The sequence below is a fragment of the Dechloromonas sp. CZR5 genome, from assembly GCF_008711155.1.
Lineage (GTDB): Bacteria > Pseudomonadota > Gammaproteobacteria > Burkholderiales > Rhodocyclaceae > Azonexus.
In genome coordinates this window covers 143353-160160 of the sequence record NZ_VUYQ01000003.1, presented here as the reverse complement: position 1 = coordinate 160160, position 16808 = coordinate 143353, and the positions used below count along the sequence as shown (strand labels likewise).

Annotated in this window: 13 protein-coding genes and 1 tRNA gene; 8 read left to right on the top strand and 6 right to left on the bottom strand. The window is 59.1% G+C overall.

From position 1 onward, the window contains the following. Positions 1-38 precede the first annotated feature (38 nt). Entirely contained in the window at positions 39-197 is a 159-nt protein-coding gene (locus F1002_RS20955) for a hypothetical protein (protein WP_191090358.1), read from the bottom strand. On the opposite strand from F1002_RS20955, the gene F1002_RS09525 reads away from it, so the two are divergent. After that, a complete protein-coding gene (locus F1002_RS09525) occupies positions 187-2826 on the top strand; it encodes an Rne/Rng family ribonuclease (protein ID WP_150428805.1) in 2640 nt (879 codons plus the stop codon). The genes F1002_RS20955 and F1002_RS09525 overlap by 11 nt on opposite strands. Positions 2827-2895: 69 nt before the next feature. On the opposite strand, the gene F1002_RS09520 is transcribed toward F1002_RS09525, so the two are convergent. Continuing rightward, entirely contained in the window at positions 2896-3378 is a 483-nt protein-coding gene (locus F1002_RS09520) for a low molecular weight protein-tyrosine-phosphatase (protein ID WP_150428804.1), read from the bottom strand. Between the two features lies 1 nt (position 3379). Then, positions 3380-5446, bottom strand: a complete 2067-nt coding sequence (uvrB, locus tag F1002_RS09515; protein ID WP_150428803.1) for an excinuclease ABC subunit UvrB — start codon at positions 5444-5446, stop codon at positions 3380-3382. A gap of 76 nt (positions 5447-5522) precedes the next feature. Here uvrB and F1002_RS09510 point away from each other — a divergent pair, with 76 nt between their 5' ends. Then, positions 5523-6731 carry an amino acid aminotransferase gene (locus tag F1002_RS09510; protein WP_150428802.1) on the top strand — a complete coding sequence of 403 codons (1209 nt, stop codon included), beginning with the start codon at positions 5523-5525 and terminating at the stop codon, positions 6729-6731. A gap of 51 nt (positions 6732-6782) precedes the next feature. Here the strand turns inward: F1002_RS09510 and F1002_RS09505 are convergent, their stop codons facing one another. Continuing rightward, positions 6783-8486 (bottom strand): AsmA-like C-terminal region-containing protein, encoded by a 1704-nt coding sequence (locus F1002_RS09505; RefSeq protein WP_150428801.1) that lies wholly within the window; start codon positions 8484-8486, stop codon positions 6783-6785. 79 nt (positions 8487-8565) lie between these two features. On the opposite strand from F1002_RS09505, the gene F1002_RS09500 reads away from it, so the two are divergent. Beyond that, positions 8566-8641 (top strand) — tRNA-Asn (locus F1002_RS09500). 88 nt (positions 8642-8729) lie between these two features. Here F1002_RS09500 and F1002_RS09495 read toward each other — a convergent pair. Then, positions 8730-8978, bottom strand: a complete 249-nt coding sequence (locus F1002_RS09495; protein WP_150428800.1) for a hypothetical protein — start codon at positions 8976-8978, stop codon at positions 8730-8732. Positions 8979-9209: 231 nt separating this feature from the next. Between F1002_RS09495 and F1002_RS09490 the strand changes: the two genes are divergently transcribed. The 3 genes from F1002_RS09490 (at position 9210) to moaA (ending at position 11450) form a co-directional block, all read left to right on the top strand. Further along, a complete protein-coding gene (locus F1002_RS09490) occupies positions 9210-9668 on the top strand; it encodes a DUF2846 domain-containing protein (RefSeq protein WP_150428799.1) in 459 nt (152 codons plus the stop codon). Positions 9669-9895: 227 nt separating this feature from the next. Beyond that, positions 9896-10210: a hypothetical protein gene (locus F1002_RS09485; protein ID WP_150428798.1), complete on the top strand. Its 315-nt coding sequence runs from the start codon at positions 9896-9898 to the stop codon at positions 10208-10210. A gap of 169 nt (positions 10211-10379) precedes the next feature. Beyond that, positions 10380-11450 carry a GTP 3',8-cyclase MoaA gene (gene moaA / locus F1002_RS09480; RefSeq protein ID WP_150428797.1) on the top strand — a complete coding sequence of 357 codons (1071 nt, stop codon included), beginning with the start codon at positions 10380-10382 and terminating at the stop codon, positions 11448-11450. Positions 11451-11672: 222 nt separating this feature from the next. Here the strand turns inward: moaA and typA are convergent, their stop codons facing one another. Further along, positions 11673-13514, bottom strand: a complete 1842-nt coding sequence (typA, locus tag F1002_RS09475; protein WP_150428796.1) for a translational GTPase TypA — start codon at positions 13512-13514, stop codon at positions 11673-11675. Positions 13515-13874: 360 nt separating this feature from the next. On the opposite strand from typA, the gene F1002_RS09470 reads away from it, so the two are divergent. Further along, positions 13875-15278 (top strand): MFS transporter, encoded by a 1404-nt coding sequence (locus F1002_RS09470; RefSeq protein WP_150428795.1) that lies wholly within the window; start codon positions 13875-13877, stop codon positions 15276-15278. 63 nt (positions 15279-15341) lie between these two features. Beyond that, entirely contained in the window at positions 15342-16787 is a 1446-nt protein-coding gene (gene pyk, locus F1002_RS09465) for a pyruvate kinase (RefSeq protein WP_150428794.1), read from the top strand. The last annotated feature ends 21 nt before the right edge of the window (positions 16788-16808 follow it).

Below are 16808 nucleotides of genomic sequence, written 5' to 3'. Positions count from 1 at the left end.
CACGATTGCCTGTGGCAGGAATTTTCAGGTCGCGCATTTCAATAAAAAACACGCGACCATTTGTTGATCAGCACCTTCGAATCGCCTTTGCCCTCATCACCTACATGAACGCAACCCGATAAAGAAAACGCTGCCTGCCAAGGCGTTTCGTTGCCGCGCGCTACTGTGCGCTGGAGCCCGAAAACAATGAAACGCATGCTCTTCAATGCGACACAGGCGGAAGAACTCCGTGTCGCCATTGTCGATGGTCAGAAATTGATCGATCTCGACATTGAATCCGCCGCCAAGGAACAACGCAAAAGCAACATCTACAAGGGTGTCATCACCCGGATCGAACCGTCTCTCGAAGCCTGCTTCGTCGATTACGGTGCCGATCGCCACGGCTTCCTGCCCTTCAAGGAAGTCTCCCGCTCCTATTTCCAACCGGGCACCGAAGTCGGACGCGCCAAGATCAACGAGGCGCTCAAGGAAGGCCAGGAGCTGATCGTCCAGGTCGACAAGGACGAACGAGGCAACAAGGGCGCCGCCCTGACCACCTACGTCTCGCTGGCCGGTCGCTATCTGGTTCTGATGCCGAACAATCCGCGCGGCGGCGGCGTCTCCCGTCGCGTCGACGGTGACGAGCGCGCCGAACTTCGTGAAGTAATGGATCAGCTCGAGGTGCCCAATGGCATGAGCCTGATCGCTCGCACCGCCGCCATCGGCCGCCAGGCTGAAGAGCTGCAGTGGGACCTGAACTACCTGCTGCAACTGTGGACCGCCATCGAAGGCGCCGCCCAGCAGCAGTCCGGCGCCTTCCTGATCTACCTCGAAGGCAGCCTGGTCATTCGCGCCATCCGCGACTATTTCCAGCCGGACATCGGGGAAATCCTGATCGACACCGACGAGGTCTACGAGCAGGCCCGCGCCTTCATGGGCACGGTGATGCCGGGCAACGTCAATCGCGTCAAGCGCTACCGCGACGACGTGCCGCTGTTCTCGCGCTTCCAGATCGAGCACCAGATCGAAACGGCCTTCGCCCGCCAGGTCAATCTGCCCTCCGGCGGCGCCATCGTCATCGACCACACCGAGGCACTGGTCGCCGTCGACGTGAACTCCGGCCGCGCCACCAAGGGCTCGGACATCGAGGAAACCGCGTTCAAGACCAACCTTGAAGCTGCCGAAGAACTGGCCCGCCAGTTGCGTCTGCGCGACTTGGGCGGCCTGATCGTGATCGACTTCATCGACATGGAGAATTCCAAGAACCAGCGCGAAGTCGAAAATCGCCTGCGAGATGCGTTGCGTTTCGACCGCGCCCGTGTCCAGATGGGCAAGATCAGCCGCTTCGGCCTGATGGAACTGTCCCGTCAGCGCCTGCGCCCGGCCCTTGCCGAAACCAGCTACATCCCCTGCCCGCGCTGTACCGGTACCGGTCATATCCGCTCCACCGAATCGGCTGCGCTGCACATCCTGCGCATCCTCGAAGAGGAGTCGATGAAGGAAAACACCGGCGCCGTGCATGTCCAGGTGCCGGTCGATGTCGCCACCTTCCTGCTCAACGAGAAGCGGCCGGACATCCAGGCCATCGAGTTGCGTCACAAGGTCACCATCCTGCTGATCCCGAACGTTCATCTCGAAACGCCGCAGCACACCATCACCCGTCTGCGCCACGACGATCTGAACCACGACGACTCTCGCGAACCGTCCTACAAGATGGTCGACATGCCGATCGAGGACGCGATCAAGCAGGCCACCCAGCAGGAAGCTGCCAAGCCGCGCCAGGAAGCTGCCATCAAGGGCGTCTCGCCGGAGCAGCCGGCGCCCATCGTTCCCGAAAAAGCCGAGACGCCAGCCCCTGCGCCCGTCGCCGCCAAGCCGGAAGCAGGCCTGTTCTCGAAGATTTTCTCCTGGTTCCGCTCGGAACCGCAGCCGACAGAGCCCGTCGCCGCTCCGGAACCGGCCAAGAAGCCGCGTGAAGGACGTTCGGAAAACCGTCGCGACCGTGACGGCCGCCGTGGTGGCCGCAACAACGGAAACCGCCGCGATGAAGAACGCGGCGAGCGTGGCGAACGCAACAAGGATCGTGGCAACCGCAACGAACGCAATGCCGAAAAGCCTGCCCCGGAAGAAACTGCCGGCAATTCGGGCGAACGCCAGGAACGCCGCCAGCGTGGCGAGCGCAAGGAACGTCGCGAGCGCCAGCAACCGGAAGCGGTTGAGATGAAACTCACCGCAGTCGCAGCCGACGCTTCGATTGCTGCGGCACCGGCCAACAACAATGACGCCACCGACACCGGAAACGGCGAGGAGCAAGGCAGCCGCCGTCGCGGTCGTCGCGGTGGTCGCGGTCGTGGCGAGCGTCGCAACGAAGCGGAAGCCGTCGCAACGACCGTTGTCGCAGAAGCGCCTCCCGCATCGGAATCCCTTGAAGCCGCTCCTGCAGCTCAGGAACCGGTTGTCGTGGTGATCCCGGCGATTGAACCCGCAGCAACCGTTGCAGAGACCGTCCCGGAACCCGTTGCAGCGATTGTCGTCGCGACACCGCCGGAGGCCCAAGCCGTGGCAGCGCCGGAAGCGCCCCTCGCTGTGGAAACGCAGGCAGTAGAACTCGCCCCCTCCGTCGTCAAGGAGGAAGCACCTGAGGAGAAAGTGGCAACCATCGCCGAAGCGCCGGTCAACCTTGATGCCGTCCTGGCAGATAGCGGCCTCGTCATGGTGCAAACGACCTCTACACCGATCATCGTTGCCCAGGCTGAGCCGCCGGCCAAGCTGGGACGCCCGCGCAAGCAGCAGCCGCTTGCCCAGGCTGCCGATGAGCCGCTGGTCATGGTGGAAACCGCCAAATAGGCCGGTCGTCCGACCCAATGAAAATGGCACCCGATGGGTGCCATTTTTTTGCCTGCGGGAAGCGGATATTCAGGAACGCCCGAGTTTCTTCCGAATATCCTCGATCAAGCCAAGCGATGCATCCTCGACCATATCCAGCACGAGGTCGAAGCCGTGCCCCAGTCCGTAGTAAGGATCGGGCACTTCGTCATCATCGAAATTTCTGGCGTAATCCATGAAGAGCTTGATCCGTTCCTGCTGCTCCGGCGAAGCCATACGTTTGAGATTGTCCAGATTGCTCTTGTCCATGGCCAGGACCAGGTCGAAGTAATCAAGATCCTGGCGCGCGACCTTGCGCGCCCTGAGCTGCGAAAGGTTGTAACCTCGCGCAGAAGCGGCTCGCTGGGTTCGCGAATCCGGCGCTTCGCCGACGTGATAGCCGTGCGTACCCGCAGAATCAACTTCAACTTTATCGCCGAGATTGTTGATTTTAATGAAATAACGAAGCACCCCCTCTGCAGTTGGGGAGCGACATATGTTACCCATGCACACCAGAAGCACGCGGTAAGTCATTTTATTTATCTCCGTCCGCGTCGTGCCGTGCCGCACCGAATACACGCTCCTTGAGCAGGAACAATTCGTCGCGGGCCGCCGCCGCTTTTTCGAATTCCAGGTTCTTGGCGCACTCCATCATCTGTTTTTCGAGACGCCTGATCTCCCTGGCCACCGTCTTTTCATCCATGGCCTCGTAGGCCGCTTGCTGCTGAGCAGCTTTCAATTCGTTCTGGACCGAGGCCGTATCGTAGACGCCGTCGATGATGTCCTTGATCTTCTTCGACACCCCGCGCGGCGTGATGCCATGCTCCACATTAAAGCTGACCTGCTTTTCACGCCGGCGTTCCGTTTCGGCAATGGCGCGCTGCATGGATTGCGTTACTTTATCAGCATAGAGGATGGCTGTGCCATGGATGTGACGCGCCGCACGCCCAACGGTCTGAATCAGCGAACGCTCCGAACGCAGGAAGCCCTCCTTGTCCGCATCCAGGATAGCGACCAGCGACACTTCTGGAATGTCCAGCCCCTCGCGCAACAAGTTGATGCCGACCAGGACATCGAACTCGCCGAGACGAAGGTCGCGAATAATCTCGACCCGCTCGACGGTATCGATATCCGAATGCAGATAGCGAACCTTGATGCCGTTGTCCCCCAGGAAATCGGTCAAGTCCTCGGCCATGCGCTTGGTCAATGTGGTGACCAGAACGCGCTCTCCGAGCGACACCCGCTTACCGATCTCGACGAGCAGATCGTCAACCTGTGTCGACGCCGGCTTGACCAGAACCTCAGGATCGATCAGGCCGGTCGGCCGCACCACCTGTTCTACGACCTGCCCGGCGTGCTGCCGCTCGTAGTCCGCCGGTGTCGCAGAAACGAAAACAGTCTGCCGCATGTGTGCTTCGAACTCGTTGAACTGCAAAGGCCTGTTATCCAGCGCCGAAGGCAATCGGAATCCGTAGTCAACCAGGTTCTCCTTGCGCGAGCGATCCCCCTTGTACATCCCGCCGACCTGACCGATGGAGACGTGGGACTCATCGATGAACATGAGGGCGTCGGGCGGCAGATAGTCGATCAGCGTAGGAGGTGCTTCACCGGCCTTGCGTCCGGAAAAATGGCGAGAGTAGTTCTCAATACCCTTGCAGAATCCGATCTGGTCCAGCATCTCGAGGTCAAACTTGGTCCGTTGCTCAATTCTTTGTGCTTCAACCAGCTTGTTGTTTGCCGTGAACCAGACAACCCGCTCCCTGAGCTCCTCCTTGATGGCATCGATGGCACGCAATACCGTCGCCCTCGGCGTAACGTAGTGCGACGCGGGGAATACCGTGAAGCGAAGCGCCTTGTGCAGCAGATGCCCGGTCAATGGATCGAAGAATTGGAGCCCCTCTATCTCGTCGTCAAACAGCGAGACACGAATGGCATGCTCGGCGTGCTCCGCCGGAAAGATATCGATGATGTCGCCGCGCACGCGGAATGTTCCTCGATGGAAATCCATCTCGTTGCGCTCGTACTGCATATCCGTCAGACGCTTGACGATGGCCCGCTGATCGAGTCGATCGCCGACGCGCATGGTCAGAATCATGTTGTGATATTCGTCCCGGTCACCAATGCCGTAGATGCATGACACGGTCGCCACAATTACCACATCGCGGCGCTCGATCAGGCTCTTGGTGGCCGACAGGCGCATCTGCTCGATGTGATCGTTGATCGAACTGTCTTTTTCGATAAACAGATCCCTCGACGGCACATAGGCTTCCGGCTGGTAGTAATCGTAATAAGACACGAAATACTCGACAGCATTTTCGGGGAAGAACTCCTTGAACTCCGAGTACAGCTGCGCCGCAAGCGTCTTGTTGGGTGCCAGAACGAGCGCCGGCCGCCCTGTACGGGCGATGACGTTGGCCATGGAATAGGTTTTTCCGGAACCGGTTACGCCCAGCAAGGTCTGGAACGACAGGCCATCTTCAATCCCTTCGACCAACTGGCAAATTGCCCCCGGCTGATCGCCGGCCGGAGGGAACGGCTGATGCAGTCGATAGGGGCTGTTTTCAAAGGTGACAACCGGCGTGGAGGTGTTGGTTTCGGTCATGCTAGAATTCTTCGGTTTTCTCTCGCGTGGCAGGCATGCTGCGTGATCATCATTCGTATTATTCCACGGAGTTCTTATGTCCTCTTCGATCTTCGCTGCGGTGGAAATGGCCCCGCGCGATCCTATCCTCGGTCTGAACGAAGCCTTTAACGCTGACACCCGTACCACCAAGGTCAATCTGGGCGTCGGCGTGTACTTCGACGACAACGGCAAGATTCCGCTGCTGGCCGCCGTCAAGGCCGCCGAGGAAACCCGCGTCAAGGCCGGCCTGCCGCGCGGCTACCAGCCGATCGAAGGCAACCCGGCCTACAACACCGCTGTGCAGAACCTGCTGCTCGGCAAGGACTCCGAACTGTTGGCCAACGGCCAGGTCATCACGGCCCAGGCACTGGGCGGTACCGGCGCACTAAAGATCGGCGCCGACTACCTGAAGCGCCTGAACCCGAACGCCAAAGTCTACATCAGCGATCCGTCCTGGGAAAACCACCGCGCGCTGTTCGAGTCGGCTGGCTTCGTCGTTGAAAACTACCCGTACTATGATGCCGCCACCCGCGGCGTGAACTTCGCCGGCATGAAGGCTTGCCTGCAAGGCCTGGAGCCGGGCTCGGTCATCGTGCTGCACGCCTGCTGCCACAACCCGACCGGTGCCGACCTTTCCGATGCCCAGTGGGCCGAAGTCGTCGCCATCTGTCAGGAGCGCGGCTTGGTTCCGTTCCTGGACATGGCTTACCAGGGCTTCGCCGATGGCATCGATGCCGACGCCGTCGCAGTCCGCGCCTTCTCCAAGTCCGGCCTGCAATTCTTCGCTTCCAGCTCGTTCTCCAAGAACTTCTCGCTGTACGGCGAGCGTGTCGGCGCCCTGTCCGTCGTCACCGCCTCCAAGGAAGAGGCAGCCCGCGTCATGTCGCAAGTCAAGCGCGTTATCCGCACCAACTACTCCAACCCGCCGACCCACGGTGGCGCTCTGGTCGCCGGTGTTCTCGCCTCGGCTGAACTGCGTGCCCAGTGGGAAGCCGAACTGGCCGGCATGCGCGATCGCATCCGCGCCATGCGCTCCGGGCTGGTAGATGCCATCAAGGCAACCGGCTGCGCCCAGGACTTCTCCTTCGTTGCCCAACAACGCGGCATGTTCTCCTACACTGGCCTGACGGCTGCCCAAGTAGAGCGGATGAAAGACGAATTCGGCATCTACGCGGTCTCGACCGGCCGCATCTGCCTGGCTGCGCTGAATACGAAGAACATCGACTATGTTGCCAAGGCGATCGCAACGGTCACCAAGGCCTGAATCGGAAACACTGCTTGACCAAGGAAAGGCGGAACTCCGGTTCCGCCTTTTTTATTTATGACCGGCCGCTGTCAAATCCGGCAACACCCCAAAGATCCGAACCGGTACATTCGTCCTTGCGACGGATGATTGCAGGGCAACCACCATGTTTCCCTCCAGCTGTCCGTCACGCTCTGCCACGAACTGCCCGGCGGCAGTCACCATCCCGGCATCCATGCGCACATCCCTCGAAACAATTTGTTTCGGCGTTAGCTGCAAGGTCGCGCGCAACCAATCGAACTTGGTCGCCCCGCCGCGTACATCCGACGTGCCATTGCGCCGGGCCGCCTCACCGAGATCAAGACCGTGCAGCGTACCCCGGGATACCTCGGCACTCAGGGACGCTTCCATGTTCCGCCACAGCCCTTCCCAACTGCGACCGTTGGCACGCACTTTGAACGCCCCGCTCAACTCCCCTTCCATCTTCAAGGATGGAGCAAACGCAGCACTCAGCTTGCGCACATCAATTCTGCTTAGCGTGCCATCCCCGGCCATGGACAGACCCTTGCTCCAATCCAGAAGCCAGTTGCCGCGCAGAAGCCCGCCAAGAAAAGTCGTATCAATGTTCTGAACAAGCAGCTTGTCGCCCTGCAGCACACCATTGGCTTGCAACGAGGCAAAAACAGCCGATGTGCCCGCCGGCTTCCAGGCTCGACCTTCAATATTCAATCCGATTCCGAGCGACACCGGCTTCGCTTCAATCAACAAACTCCGGTCGTTGCTTTCAAATGTCGCCTTTTCCAGCTCCCCATCAGCACGGAAATTGATTTCGCCATATATATCGGAAAATGACAGGGTTTCCGCCACAAGTACCTCGGAATGCTCGAGGCGCAATTTGCGGATCACCCCTCCCTCCGGCTTTCGCTCGCCAGCCTGGAAAAACGCCAAAGCAGAAAGTTGCTTTGGCGGCAAGTGAGCGCCACTCACATCAACGCGCGAGATATGGACCGGCGCATGACTCAATAGAGCCCATGGCGAAGAAATACGGACTTCATCCACCCGCCCCTCTCCATTGCGCCCCAGATTAATCCCCGTCAGCTTTAAATGAGGTACGGGATAGAGCACCAGACCAACACGACTGATGCTGACCGGCATGCCGACAAATTGACTTGCTGCCGCCTCAAGCTCTGACGTAAACCGTTCATACGGATAAAACAGAAGCGTCCCAATTCCTAGCAACCCTATGGTCAAAAATGCGAGTCCGAAGTGCCGGGCCCTCAGACGCACGGGTTGCCGTACCTCCGACACAGCCTCCTGTTCGACCTGGAACGGAGGCGGCATCATGGAGGGCTTGAAACCGCCGCCAACCCCGCTTCCACTCGTCGGCAAAATGGGTTTTCCAAAGGATGAAAAATTGCTGGCCGCGCTGGGCAGCTCTTGTGACGTCGGCGGAGCGGAGGGCTTTGCACCAAAAACCGAGAATTGCGACATCGGTTGTTGTAGCTCCTGATGCCCGCTCCCCTCCTCCGCCCCTAGCCGCTCCATCCAGACCGGATCATCCGGCTGCAAGGGAACGATATATCCGCCCTCCGCCAATTCGCGCAATGCAGCTTCAACAAGACGGGGATTGCCAATCTTGGCCGATAGCTCCTGAACACTCATCTTCCCGTCAACCTGAACCAGAACCATGCGCAGGTTTCTTTGGACAACGCGCGTGCTTTGCCGAACCGCTTCGTCACCGGCCAGCGTTTTTGCGTAGATCAGATTGGTGTTCATATCCGTATATTATTGTTGTTCAAAAAGGCACAAACGGCTTGACCAAGAGGGATTCTACTCCTATAATGCGCACCTCTGTTCCCCGATAGCTCAGTCGGTAGAGCGCCGGACTGTTAATCCGTAGGTCCCTGGTTCGAGCCCAGGTCGGGGAGCCAAAGAATTAAGCACTTAGCCCAGTTTTCGAACTGGGCTTTTTGCTTTTCTAGTCCACCGTAGCTGAATCGTAGCTAGGCAGGACAGAATTCAACCGGGAGGCCGCTTCCGCCAGATGATCGGGAGCCAGGTGAGCATAACCGCCTCAAAGGGCCGTTCGCTGCGCTGCACGAGTTCCTTGCGCTCATCCCGCAGGACTTTGATCTCATTGGTTTCCGTGGCCTTAGCGGTTTTCCGTTGCTGCTGAAGCCGACGGAGCATGTCTTTCACCCAGTCAAGCTTGAACAGCTTGTCGCCCAGTAGATCCTGCACCGCGGCATCCGTCTTCGACCTCGACACGGCGGATTTCCAATGTATTTATAGCCTTCCGCATTACCTGGACGGGTGAGAACTGTCGACCACAAGCAGTCAGTCGAACTGACCCATACAACAAAATTGAAACGCCCGCATTTGCTGGCCTAGCGGAACACGCGACATGATGAATTACTATTTTCAAACAATATCAAATGACATACAATTAAAAATAATTTACAATTTTTGACGATTCATCAACACTTCAAGGGGGAATATATGTTTTATAAAATTTCGGTTGTTGCGATCCTCGCTGCTCTCGTTACAGGCTGTGCATCTGTTCCGATGGAAAGCAAGGAGGCATCTGACCAAGCGAAACGTTTCGCAGCTCCTTCACAAGGACAAGCCGGGCTTTACATTTATCGCACCGCCGGCGTGGGCGCTGCACTCAAGAAAGATATTTGGGTAAACGGCAAATGTGTTGGTGAATCGGCGCCGAACGTCTTCTTTTATGAAGAGGTAAAAGGGGGTCAGGAGCACACTATTGCCACTGAGTCAGAGTTTTCTCCGAATGAAATCAAGCTTGCAGTAGTAGAGGGCATTAATTACTTCATTCGGCAGTACATAAAAATGGGGGCTTTTGTAGGCGGAGCAGATCTGGAGGTCGTAGGTGAGGCCGACGGAAAACAAGCTATCAATAGTCTTCAAATGGCTAAAAAAGGAACTTGCGGCGATTAACACAAAGACGATCATTGACGACTGATTAGCCGCCTCTCCACGGCTAATCAGAAGCCGGATTAAGCTGCAGAAATGTAAAAAGCCATCCATTTGGGTGGTTTTTTGCATTTCTGGGCTCAAGTAAAGCGAACATCAATCACACAAGGCGTGAAATACTTCGCTGACAGGGCGCCTCAAGGGCTATAGCGTGTCAATCGTCTATTGGAAGAGCACTCCGGGAGTGCAGAATGACCTACACGTTTGGCAGATCGGCCCTCAGAGCACTCGCTGCGACCGCCAGCACAGCGGCCGGATATCTGGATGCCTGCGATGCAGGCGCACTGCACACCCGCCTGGACCCTGCTCACTACCAGACCTGCGGAACGCTGCTTTTGCATATTTTCTCGATGCTCGATGCCAAGGACGCCTTTCCGGCGTTGATCGAACAGTCTGCTGCGGCACGCGACATTCACGATTCGATCAAGATCGCTCGTCACCTGGAAGTCAGCCAGTTCATTTACTACCCGCAACTGAGCGCCTTGTTGCAAAAAGTTTCCGCATAAGCGACCAAACCCGGGCTTCCAATCGCGCCCCTTGTCTCCATCCCGGAAGATATCCAAAGAACTTTTCGGATTTTGATCTATCTACTTGTTCGGTAGATATCTCGCGCCGATAATCGGCGTCCAGACATTCCCCGCCGTGCGGGGCAACCAGGTCAAGCCAACGTCCGCCATGCATAACGAAACACTCAGACCAGAAAGCACCCCAGCCGGACTGTCAGATTTCTCGCCGGTGATTGCACCATCGGCCACGACGCACCAGGCCGGGACACTTCTCGACAAATATGGCCGGCGCATCACCTATGTACGCTTGTCGATCACCGACCGCTGCGACTTCCGCTGCACCTATTGCATGGCCGAGGAAATGACCTTCCTCCCGCGCAACGAAGTCATGAGCCTTGAAGAGTGCTTGCGCGTTGCCTCGGTATTCGTCGGGCTTGGCGTCAGCAAATTGCGCATTACCGGCGGAGAACCCCTGGTCCGCAAGGATGTCATGTGGCTGATCGAGCGCCTGGGAGCACTTCCCGGGCTGGAAAACCTGGTGTTGACGACGAACGGATCGCAGCTCGACCGGTTTGCAGCCCCACTGCGCGCAGCAAAGGTGAAGCGCATCAATATCAGCCTGGATACCTTACGACCCGACCGCTTCAAAGCCATCACCCGGATTGGCGATCTGGACAAGGTGCTGAACGGGATCGAGGCGGCACGCCAGGCCGGCTTCACCCGCACAAAGCTGAACACCGTGATGATGCGGGGCGTAAACGATGACGAGTTCGTCGATCTGGTCCGCTTTGCCGTCGACAATGAGCTGGACCTGTCGTTCATCGAGGAAATGCCGCTCGGAGCGATCAACGGACGAAACAACACCTTCATTTCCTCCGAGGAAACACGCACCCTGCTTGGCAAGCACTTCGAATTGATCCCCTCGACCGAAAACTCCGGCGGACCGGCGCGCTACTGGCGCATCCCGGGCAGTGAATCCCGCATCGGGTTCATCTCGCCGCACAGCCACAATTTCTGCGACACCTGCAATCGTGTCCGGATCACCGCCAAGGGGGAACTTTACCCGTGCCTCGGCCAGAACGATGCCAGCAACCTCCTTCCCGTGGTGCGCGCCGGCAACGATGGGGCCGTACGCCAGATGATCGTCGACAGCATGGGCATCAAGCCGTTCGGCCACGATTTCACGCAGCAGATGGATGCACCTCACGTCGTTCGTTTCATGTCGATGACAGGCGGCTAGATCGGCGTATAGCGGCTCAGCCTCGCCAAGCCATCCTGATCCTCCGCGCTGCGAATCAGCCGCTTCGCCCCCCCTCTCACGGCCTTGCTCAGTCTGTTCGCTGAACACCCTTAGGGAAAGAAGCGGAAATCAACCGCGCAGCAAAAAGGCGACCCAACGGGCCGCCTTTTTTATCCTGCCTTCCAGACCCCCAAGGGACCGGAAGGCATGCCTTCATATCAATTACAAACCGCGCTGGGCACGCTTGCGTTCGATTTCCGTCAGGAAGCGCTTGCGCAGGCGGATCGACTTCGGCGTCAGTTCGACCAGTTCGTCCTCGTCGATGAATTCGACGGCGGATTCCAGGCTCAGCTGGACCGGCGGCACCAGGCGGACTGCCTCGTCGGTGCCGGAAGCGCGGACGTTGGTCAGCTGCTTGCCCTTGATCGGGTTCACGACGAGGTCGTTTTCGCGGCTGTGGATACCGATGATCATGCCTTCATACAGCTTTTCGCCCGGGCTGACGAACATGCGGCCGCGATCCTGCAGCTTCCACAGCGCGTAGGCCACGGCTTCGCCGTTGTCCTGCGAGATCAGCACGCCGTTGCGGCGCTCGGCGACGTTGCCTTCCTTGACCGGAGCGTAGTCGTCGAAAACGTGGCTCATCAGGCCGTTACCGCGTGTCAGGTTCATGAATTCGCCCTGGAAGCCGATCAGGCCGCGGGCCGGGATACGGTATTCGATACGCACGCGACCACGACCGTCCGGAACCATGTCGACCAACTCGCCCTTGCGCAGGCCGAGGCTTTCCATGACGCCACCCTGGGTGTCTTCCTCGACGTCGACAGTCAGCTGCTCGTACGGCTCGCACTCGACGCCGTCGATGATCTTCTTAACGACGCGCGGACGACCGACGGCCAGCTCGTAGCCTTCGCGGCGCATGTTCTCGAGCAGGATGCCGAGGTGCAGTTCGCCACGGCCGGCCACGTCGAACACGTCGCCGTTCGGGGTGTCATGCACGCGCAGCGCCATGTTGGTCAGCAGTTCCTTGTGCAGGCGGTCACGAATCTGGCGGCTGGTGACGAACTTGCCTTCGGTACCGGCCAGCGGGCTGGTATTGACCATAAACTGCATGGACAGGGTCGGCTCGTCGATTTTCAGCAGCGGCAGCGCTTCCGGCTGGTCCGGGTCGGTCACGGTGCAGCCCAGCACGAGGTCTTCGATACCGGTGATCTGGACGATGTCGCCTGCCTGGCCTTCGGCCATCTCGACCTTGTTCAGGCCCTTGTAGCCGAACACCTGGCCAATCTTGGCCTTGATCGGGGAACGATCGTGCTCGGCGGCTTCCTCTTCGGTACCGAACATGACCATGACGTTCTGGCCGGTCTTGACGCGGCCGCGGATGATCTTGCCGACGCCGATGCGGCCGACGTAGGAGGAATAGTCGAGAGCCGAAATCTGCAGCTGCAGCGGCGCATCGATGTCAGCATCCGGGGCCGGCACGTGGCGCAGGATGGTATCGAACAGCGGCTTCATGTTTTCGCGCGGCTGATCGAGTTCCATGGCCGCCCAGCCGTTCAGGCCGGATGCGTACACGATCGGGAAATCGAGTTGCTCGTCGGTGGCGCCCAGCTTGTCGAACAGGTCGAAAGTCAGATTCACGGCATTGTCGGGATCGGCACCGTCGCGATCCACCTTGTTGACCAGCACGATCGGACGCAGGCCCTGGGCCAGCGCCTTCTTGGTCACGAAACGGGTCTGCGGCATCGGGCCTTCTGCCGCGTCGACCAGCAGAACCACGCCATCGACCATGCCCAGCACACGTTCGACTTCACCGCCGAAGTCCGCGTGACCCGGTGTGTCGACGATGTTGATGTGGATACCTTCGTATTCCACCGCCGTGTTCTTCGACAGAATCGTGATGCCACGCTCTTTTTCCAGATCGTTGGAGTCCATCACGCACTCGACCAGTTGCTGGTGGGCGGCGAAGGTACCGGATTGGCGAAGCAGTTGGTCAACCAGCGTGGTCTTGCCGTGGTCAACGTGAGCAATGATGGCGATGTTGCGAATGGGGCGTGCGGACATGGAGATAGGAATAGTCAGAAAAATCAAAGGCGTGATTCTACCACCCCATGCTGCGGCGCAGCATCCTGCGTAAAAAAAAACACCCGGCCGCGGGGGCACGCAAACAGCCGGCCCAAACCAAAAAACTCGTTGCCCCCGACCTGGCGGGGATTCTCCCCTTGCCACGCCGGCACGGCACGGATACGCCTCTCGCGGATAGCCGCAACCCCGCAAGAATGCGTTATCGGGGACATCATAAATCATGATTTGCCCGCCTCTCCCGCCCTGCCTAGAGTCACAACCGGAGATCCTGCGACAGGCCATAAAGTCTGAAAAAAAAGCTGTCGCGGCACCCTTTCTGACACTATGAGGAGCGTTTCAATGCTGAATTTTCTGCTATCCCGGCCGGGTGCCACGACAATAGCCCCGGATCAAGTCGAAGCACGCTACTACGCCATGCGGATGCGTGCCCTGTTCGGCGTCTTTATCGGCTATGTCGCCTATTACCTCGTTCGATCCAACTTCACGCTGTCAACGCCGTACCTGATGAAGGCGCTCGAACTGACCAAGACCGACATCGGCCTGCTTTCCAGCGCGATGCTCATCACCTACGGCATCAGCAAGGGACTGATGAGCAGCCTGGCAGACAAATGCAACCCGAAGTACTACATGGCCTTCGGCCTCTTCCTGTCTTGCATCGTCAACGTCCTGATGGGCTTCAGCACGGCCTACTGGATGTTCCTCGTCCTGATCATCGCCAATGGGCTGTTTCAGGGTATGGGCGTCGGCCCCTCCTTCATCACCATTGCCAACTGGTTTCCGCGCATGCAGCGCGGCCGCACCGGTGCCGTATGGAACATTTCCCACAACCTGGGCGGCGGCCTGGTCGCACCGATTGCCGCAGGCGCCTTTGCCGTATTTGGCACCGAACACTGGCAAATTGCCAGCTACCTGGTCCCGGCCGTGCTGGCCCTGCTGGTCGTGTGTATCGTGCTGAAATTCGGCTTGGGCACCCCGTACAACGAAGGCATGCCGCCCCTGAAGCAGATCCTGAAGGATGAGGAAAAAGCAGCGCTCATTTCGACCGACAGCACCCATGCGCCCGAAAACATGAGCGCCTTCCAGATATTCGTGACCTATGCATTGAAGAGCAAGCATGTCTGGTACGTCTCGATGTTCGATGCCTTCGTATATCTGGTGCGCTTCGGTGTCATCACCTGGTTGCCGATCTACCTGCTCCAGGTCAAGGGCTTCACCAAGGGCCAGATGGGCCTGGCCTTCGCCATCTTCGAGTGGGCGGCCATTCCGGCCACGCTGATGGCCGGCCTCCTGACGGACAAATACCTGAGAGGGCGCCGCATGCCGGTTGCCATCGGCTGCATGCTGGTCATCCTGGTCGCACTATTTTTCTACTGGAGCAGCAACGACCTCGTCGTCGTCATCGCCGCAGCCGGTGCCATCGGTGCCTTCATCTATGTTCCGCAATTCCTGGCTTCAGTCGTCACCATGGAGGTGGTACCAAGCTTCGCCGTCGGATCTGCCGTCGGCCTGCGCGGGTTCATGAGCTATATCGTCGGTACCACGATGGGGACAGCTCTGATCGGCAAGCTCGTCGATCTCTATGGCTGGTCGGCCGGTTTTTACACCCTGGTGGCCGGCGCCATTCTCGGCATCGTCTTTGCCACGCTTTCCCACCTCGGCTCGCTCGAGCTGGAGGCCAGGAAGAATGCTGGCAAGGCGAAGGATGACGATCTCGCGCTCATTCCCGCAGAAGCGCGCACCTGAGTTCTCCACACCCCGGGCGTATCCGCATTCAGGATACGCCCGCGCTCATTTTTAAAGGCCACCATGCTCCGTCACACAAAAATCGTCGCCACCCTCGGCCCCGCCTCCTCAACGCCGGAAACGGTGGAACGCATGATTCAGGCGGGCGTCGATGTCGTCCGCCTCAACTTTTCCCATGGCGTCCCGGAGGATCATCAACGGCGCGTTGAAATCGTTCGCAGCGCGATGGCAAAACTCGGACGCCCCGTTGCCATCCTGGCCGATCTGCAAGGGCCGAAAATCCGCATCGGGAAATTCAGCCAGGACAGCGTCAAACTGACACCCGGCGACCGATTCATCCTCGATGCGGATTGCGTGCTGGGCGATGAAACCCGCGTCGGACTCGATTACAAGGCCCTCCCGGGCGATGTCGAAACAGGTGCCGTGCTTCTGCTCGACGACGGGCGCATCATTCTGGATGTGGAATTCATCCGGGGCAACGAGATACATACCGTCGTCAGACACGGCGGCGTGCTTTCGAACAACAAGGGCATCAACCGCCAGGGCGGCGGGCTCTCCGCACCGGCGCTCACCGCCAAGGATATCGCCGACATTCGCACGGCAGTCGCCCTGCAGGTCGACTACATTGCCGTCTCATTCCCCAGAGGCGCGGAAGACATGTACATGGCGCGGCAGTTGATCCGTGCCCAGGGGGGAGATGCGCTCACCATCGCCAAGATCGAACGCGTCGAAGCCGTCGCGGCCCTGAATGAAATCATCGATGCCTCCGACGGCCTGATGGTGGCCCGCGGCGACCTGGCGGTGGAAGTCGGCGACGCGGCAGTGCCGGCCTTGCAAAAACGCATGATCGCCAGCGCCCGGGCCAAAAACAAGCTGGTCATCACCGCGACGCAGATGATGGAATCGATGATCCACGCGCCGATACCGACCCGTGCCGAAGTCTCCGATGTCGCCAATGCGGTGCTCGACGGCACGGACGCGGTCATGCTTTCGGCCGAGACGGCGTCTGGCCACTACCCGGTAGAAACGGTCGCCACGATGGCCCGCGTCTGCCTGGCAGCCGAGCAATCGGCCGAAGCAACCCTGGACCGCGATGTCTTCAACCGCCTCTTTTCCCGCATTGACGAATCCATAGCCATTGCAGCGGTGTGGACAGCCCATCACATGAACGGAAAAGCCGTGACCGCATTCACCGAATCGGGCTCGACGCCGCTGTGGATGAGCCGCCTCAATTGCTGCATGCCGATCTATGCCATGACGGCCATTTCCGGCGTGCTCACGAAGATGTGCATGTACCGCGGCGTTCATCCCATCTTCATGCCACAGGCGCCGGCAACGCTGGACGAACTGCTCAAGGCCGGCGAAGCTGCCATCCTGGCCACTGGCACGGTGAAAAAAGACGATGTCGTGGTATTTACAGGCGGCGAGCAGGTCAATACGGCCGGAGGAACGAATCTTTTGAAAATCAAGCGTGTCGGACAGATGCAGTCCGCCCCCGCAGCCGCCTGACACGCTCGCGGGCCGCAGCGC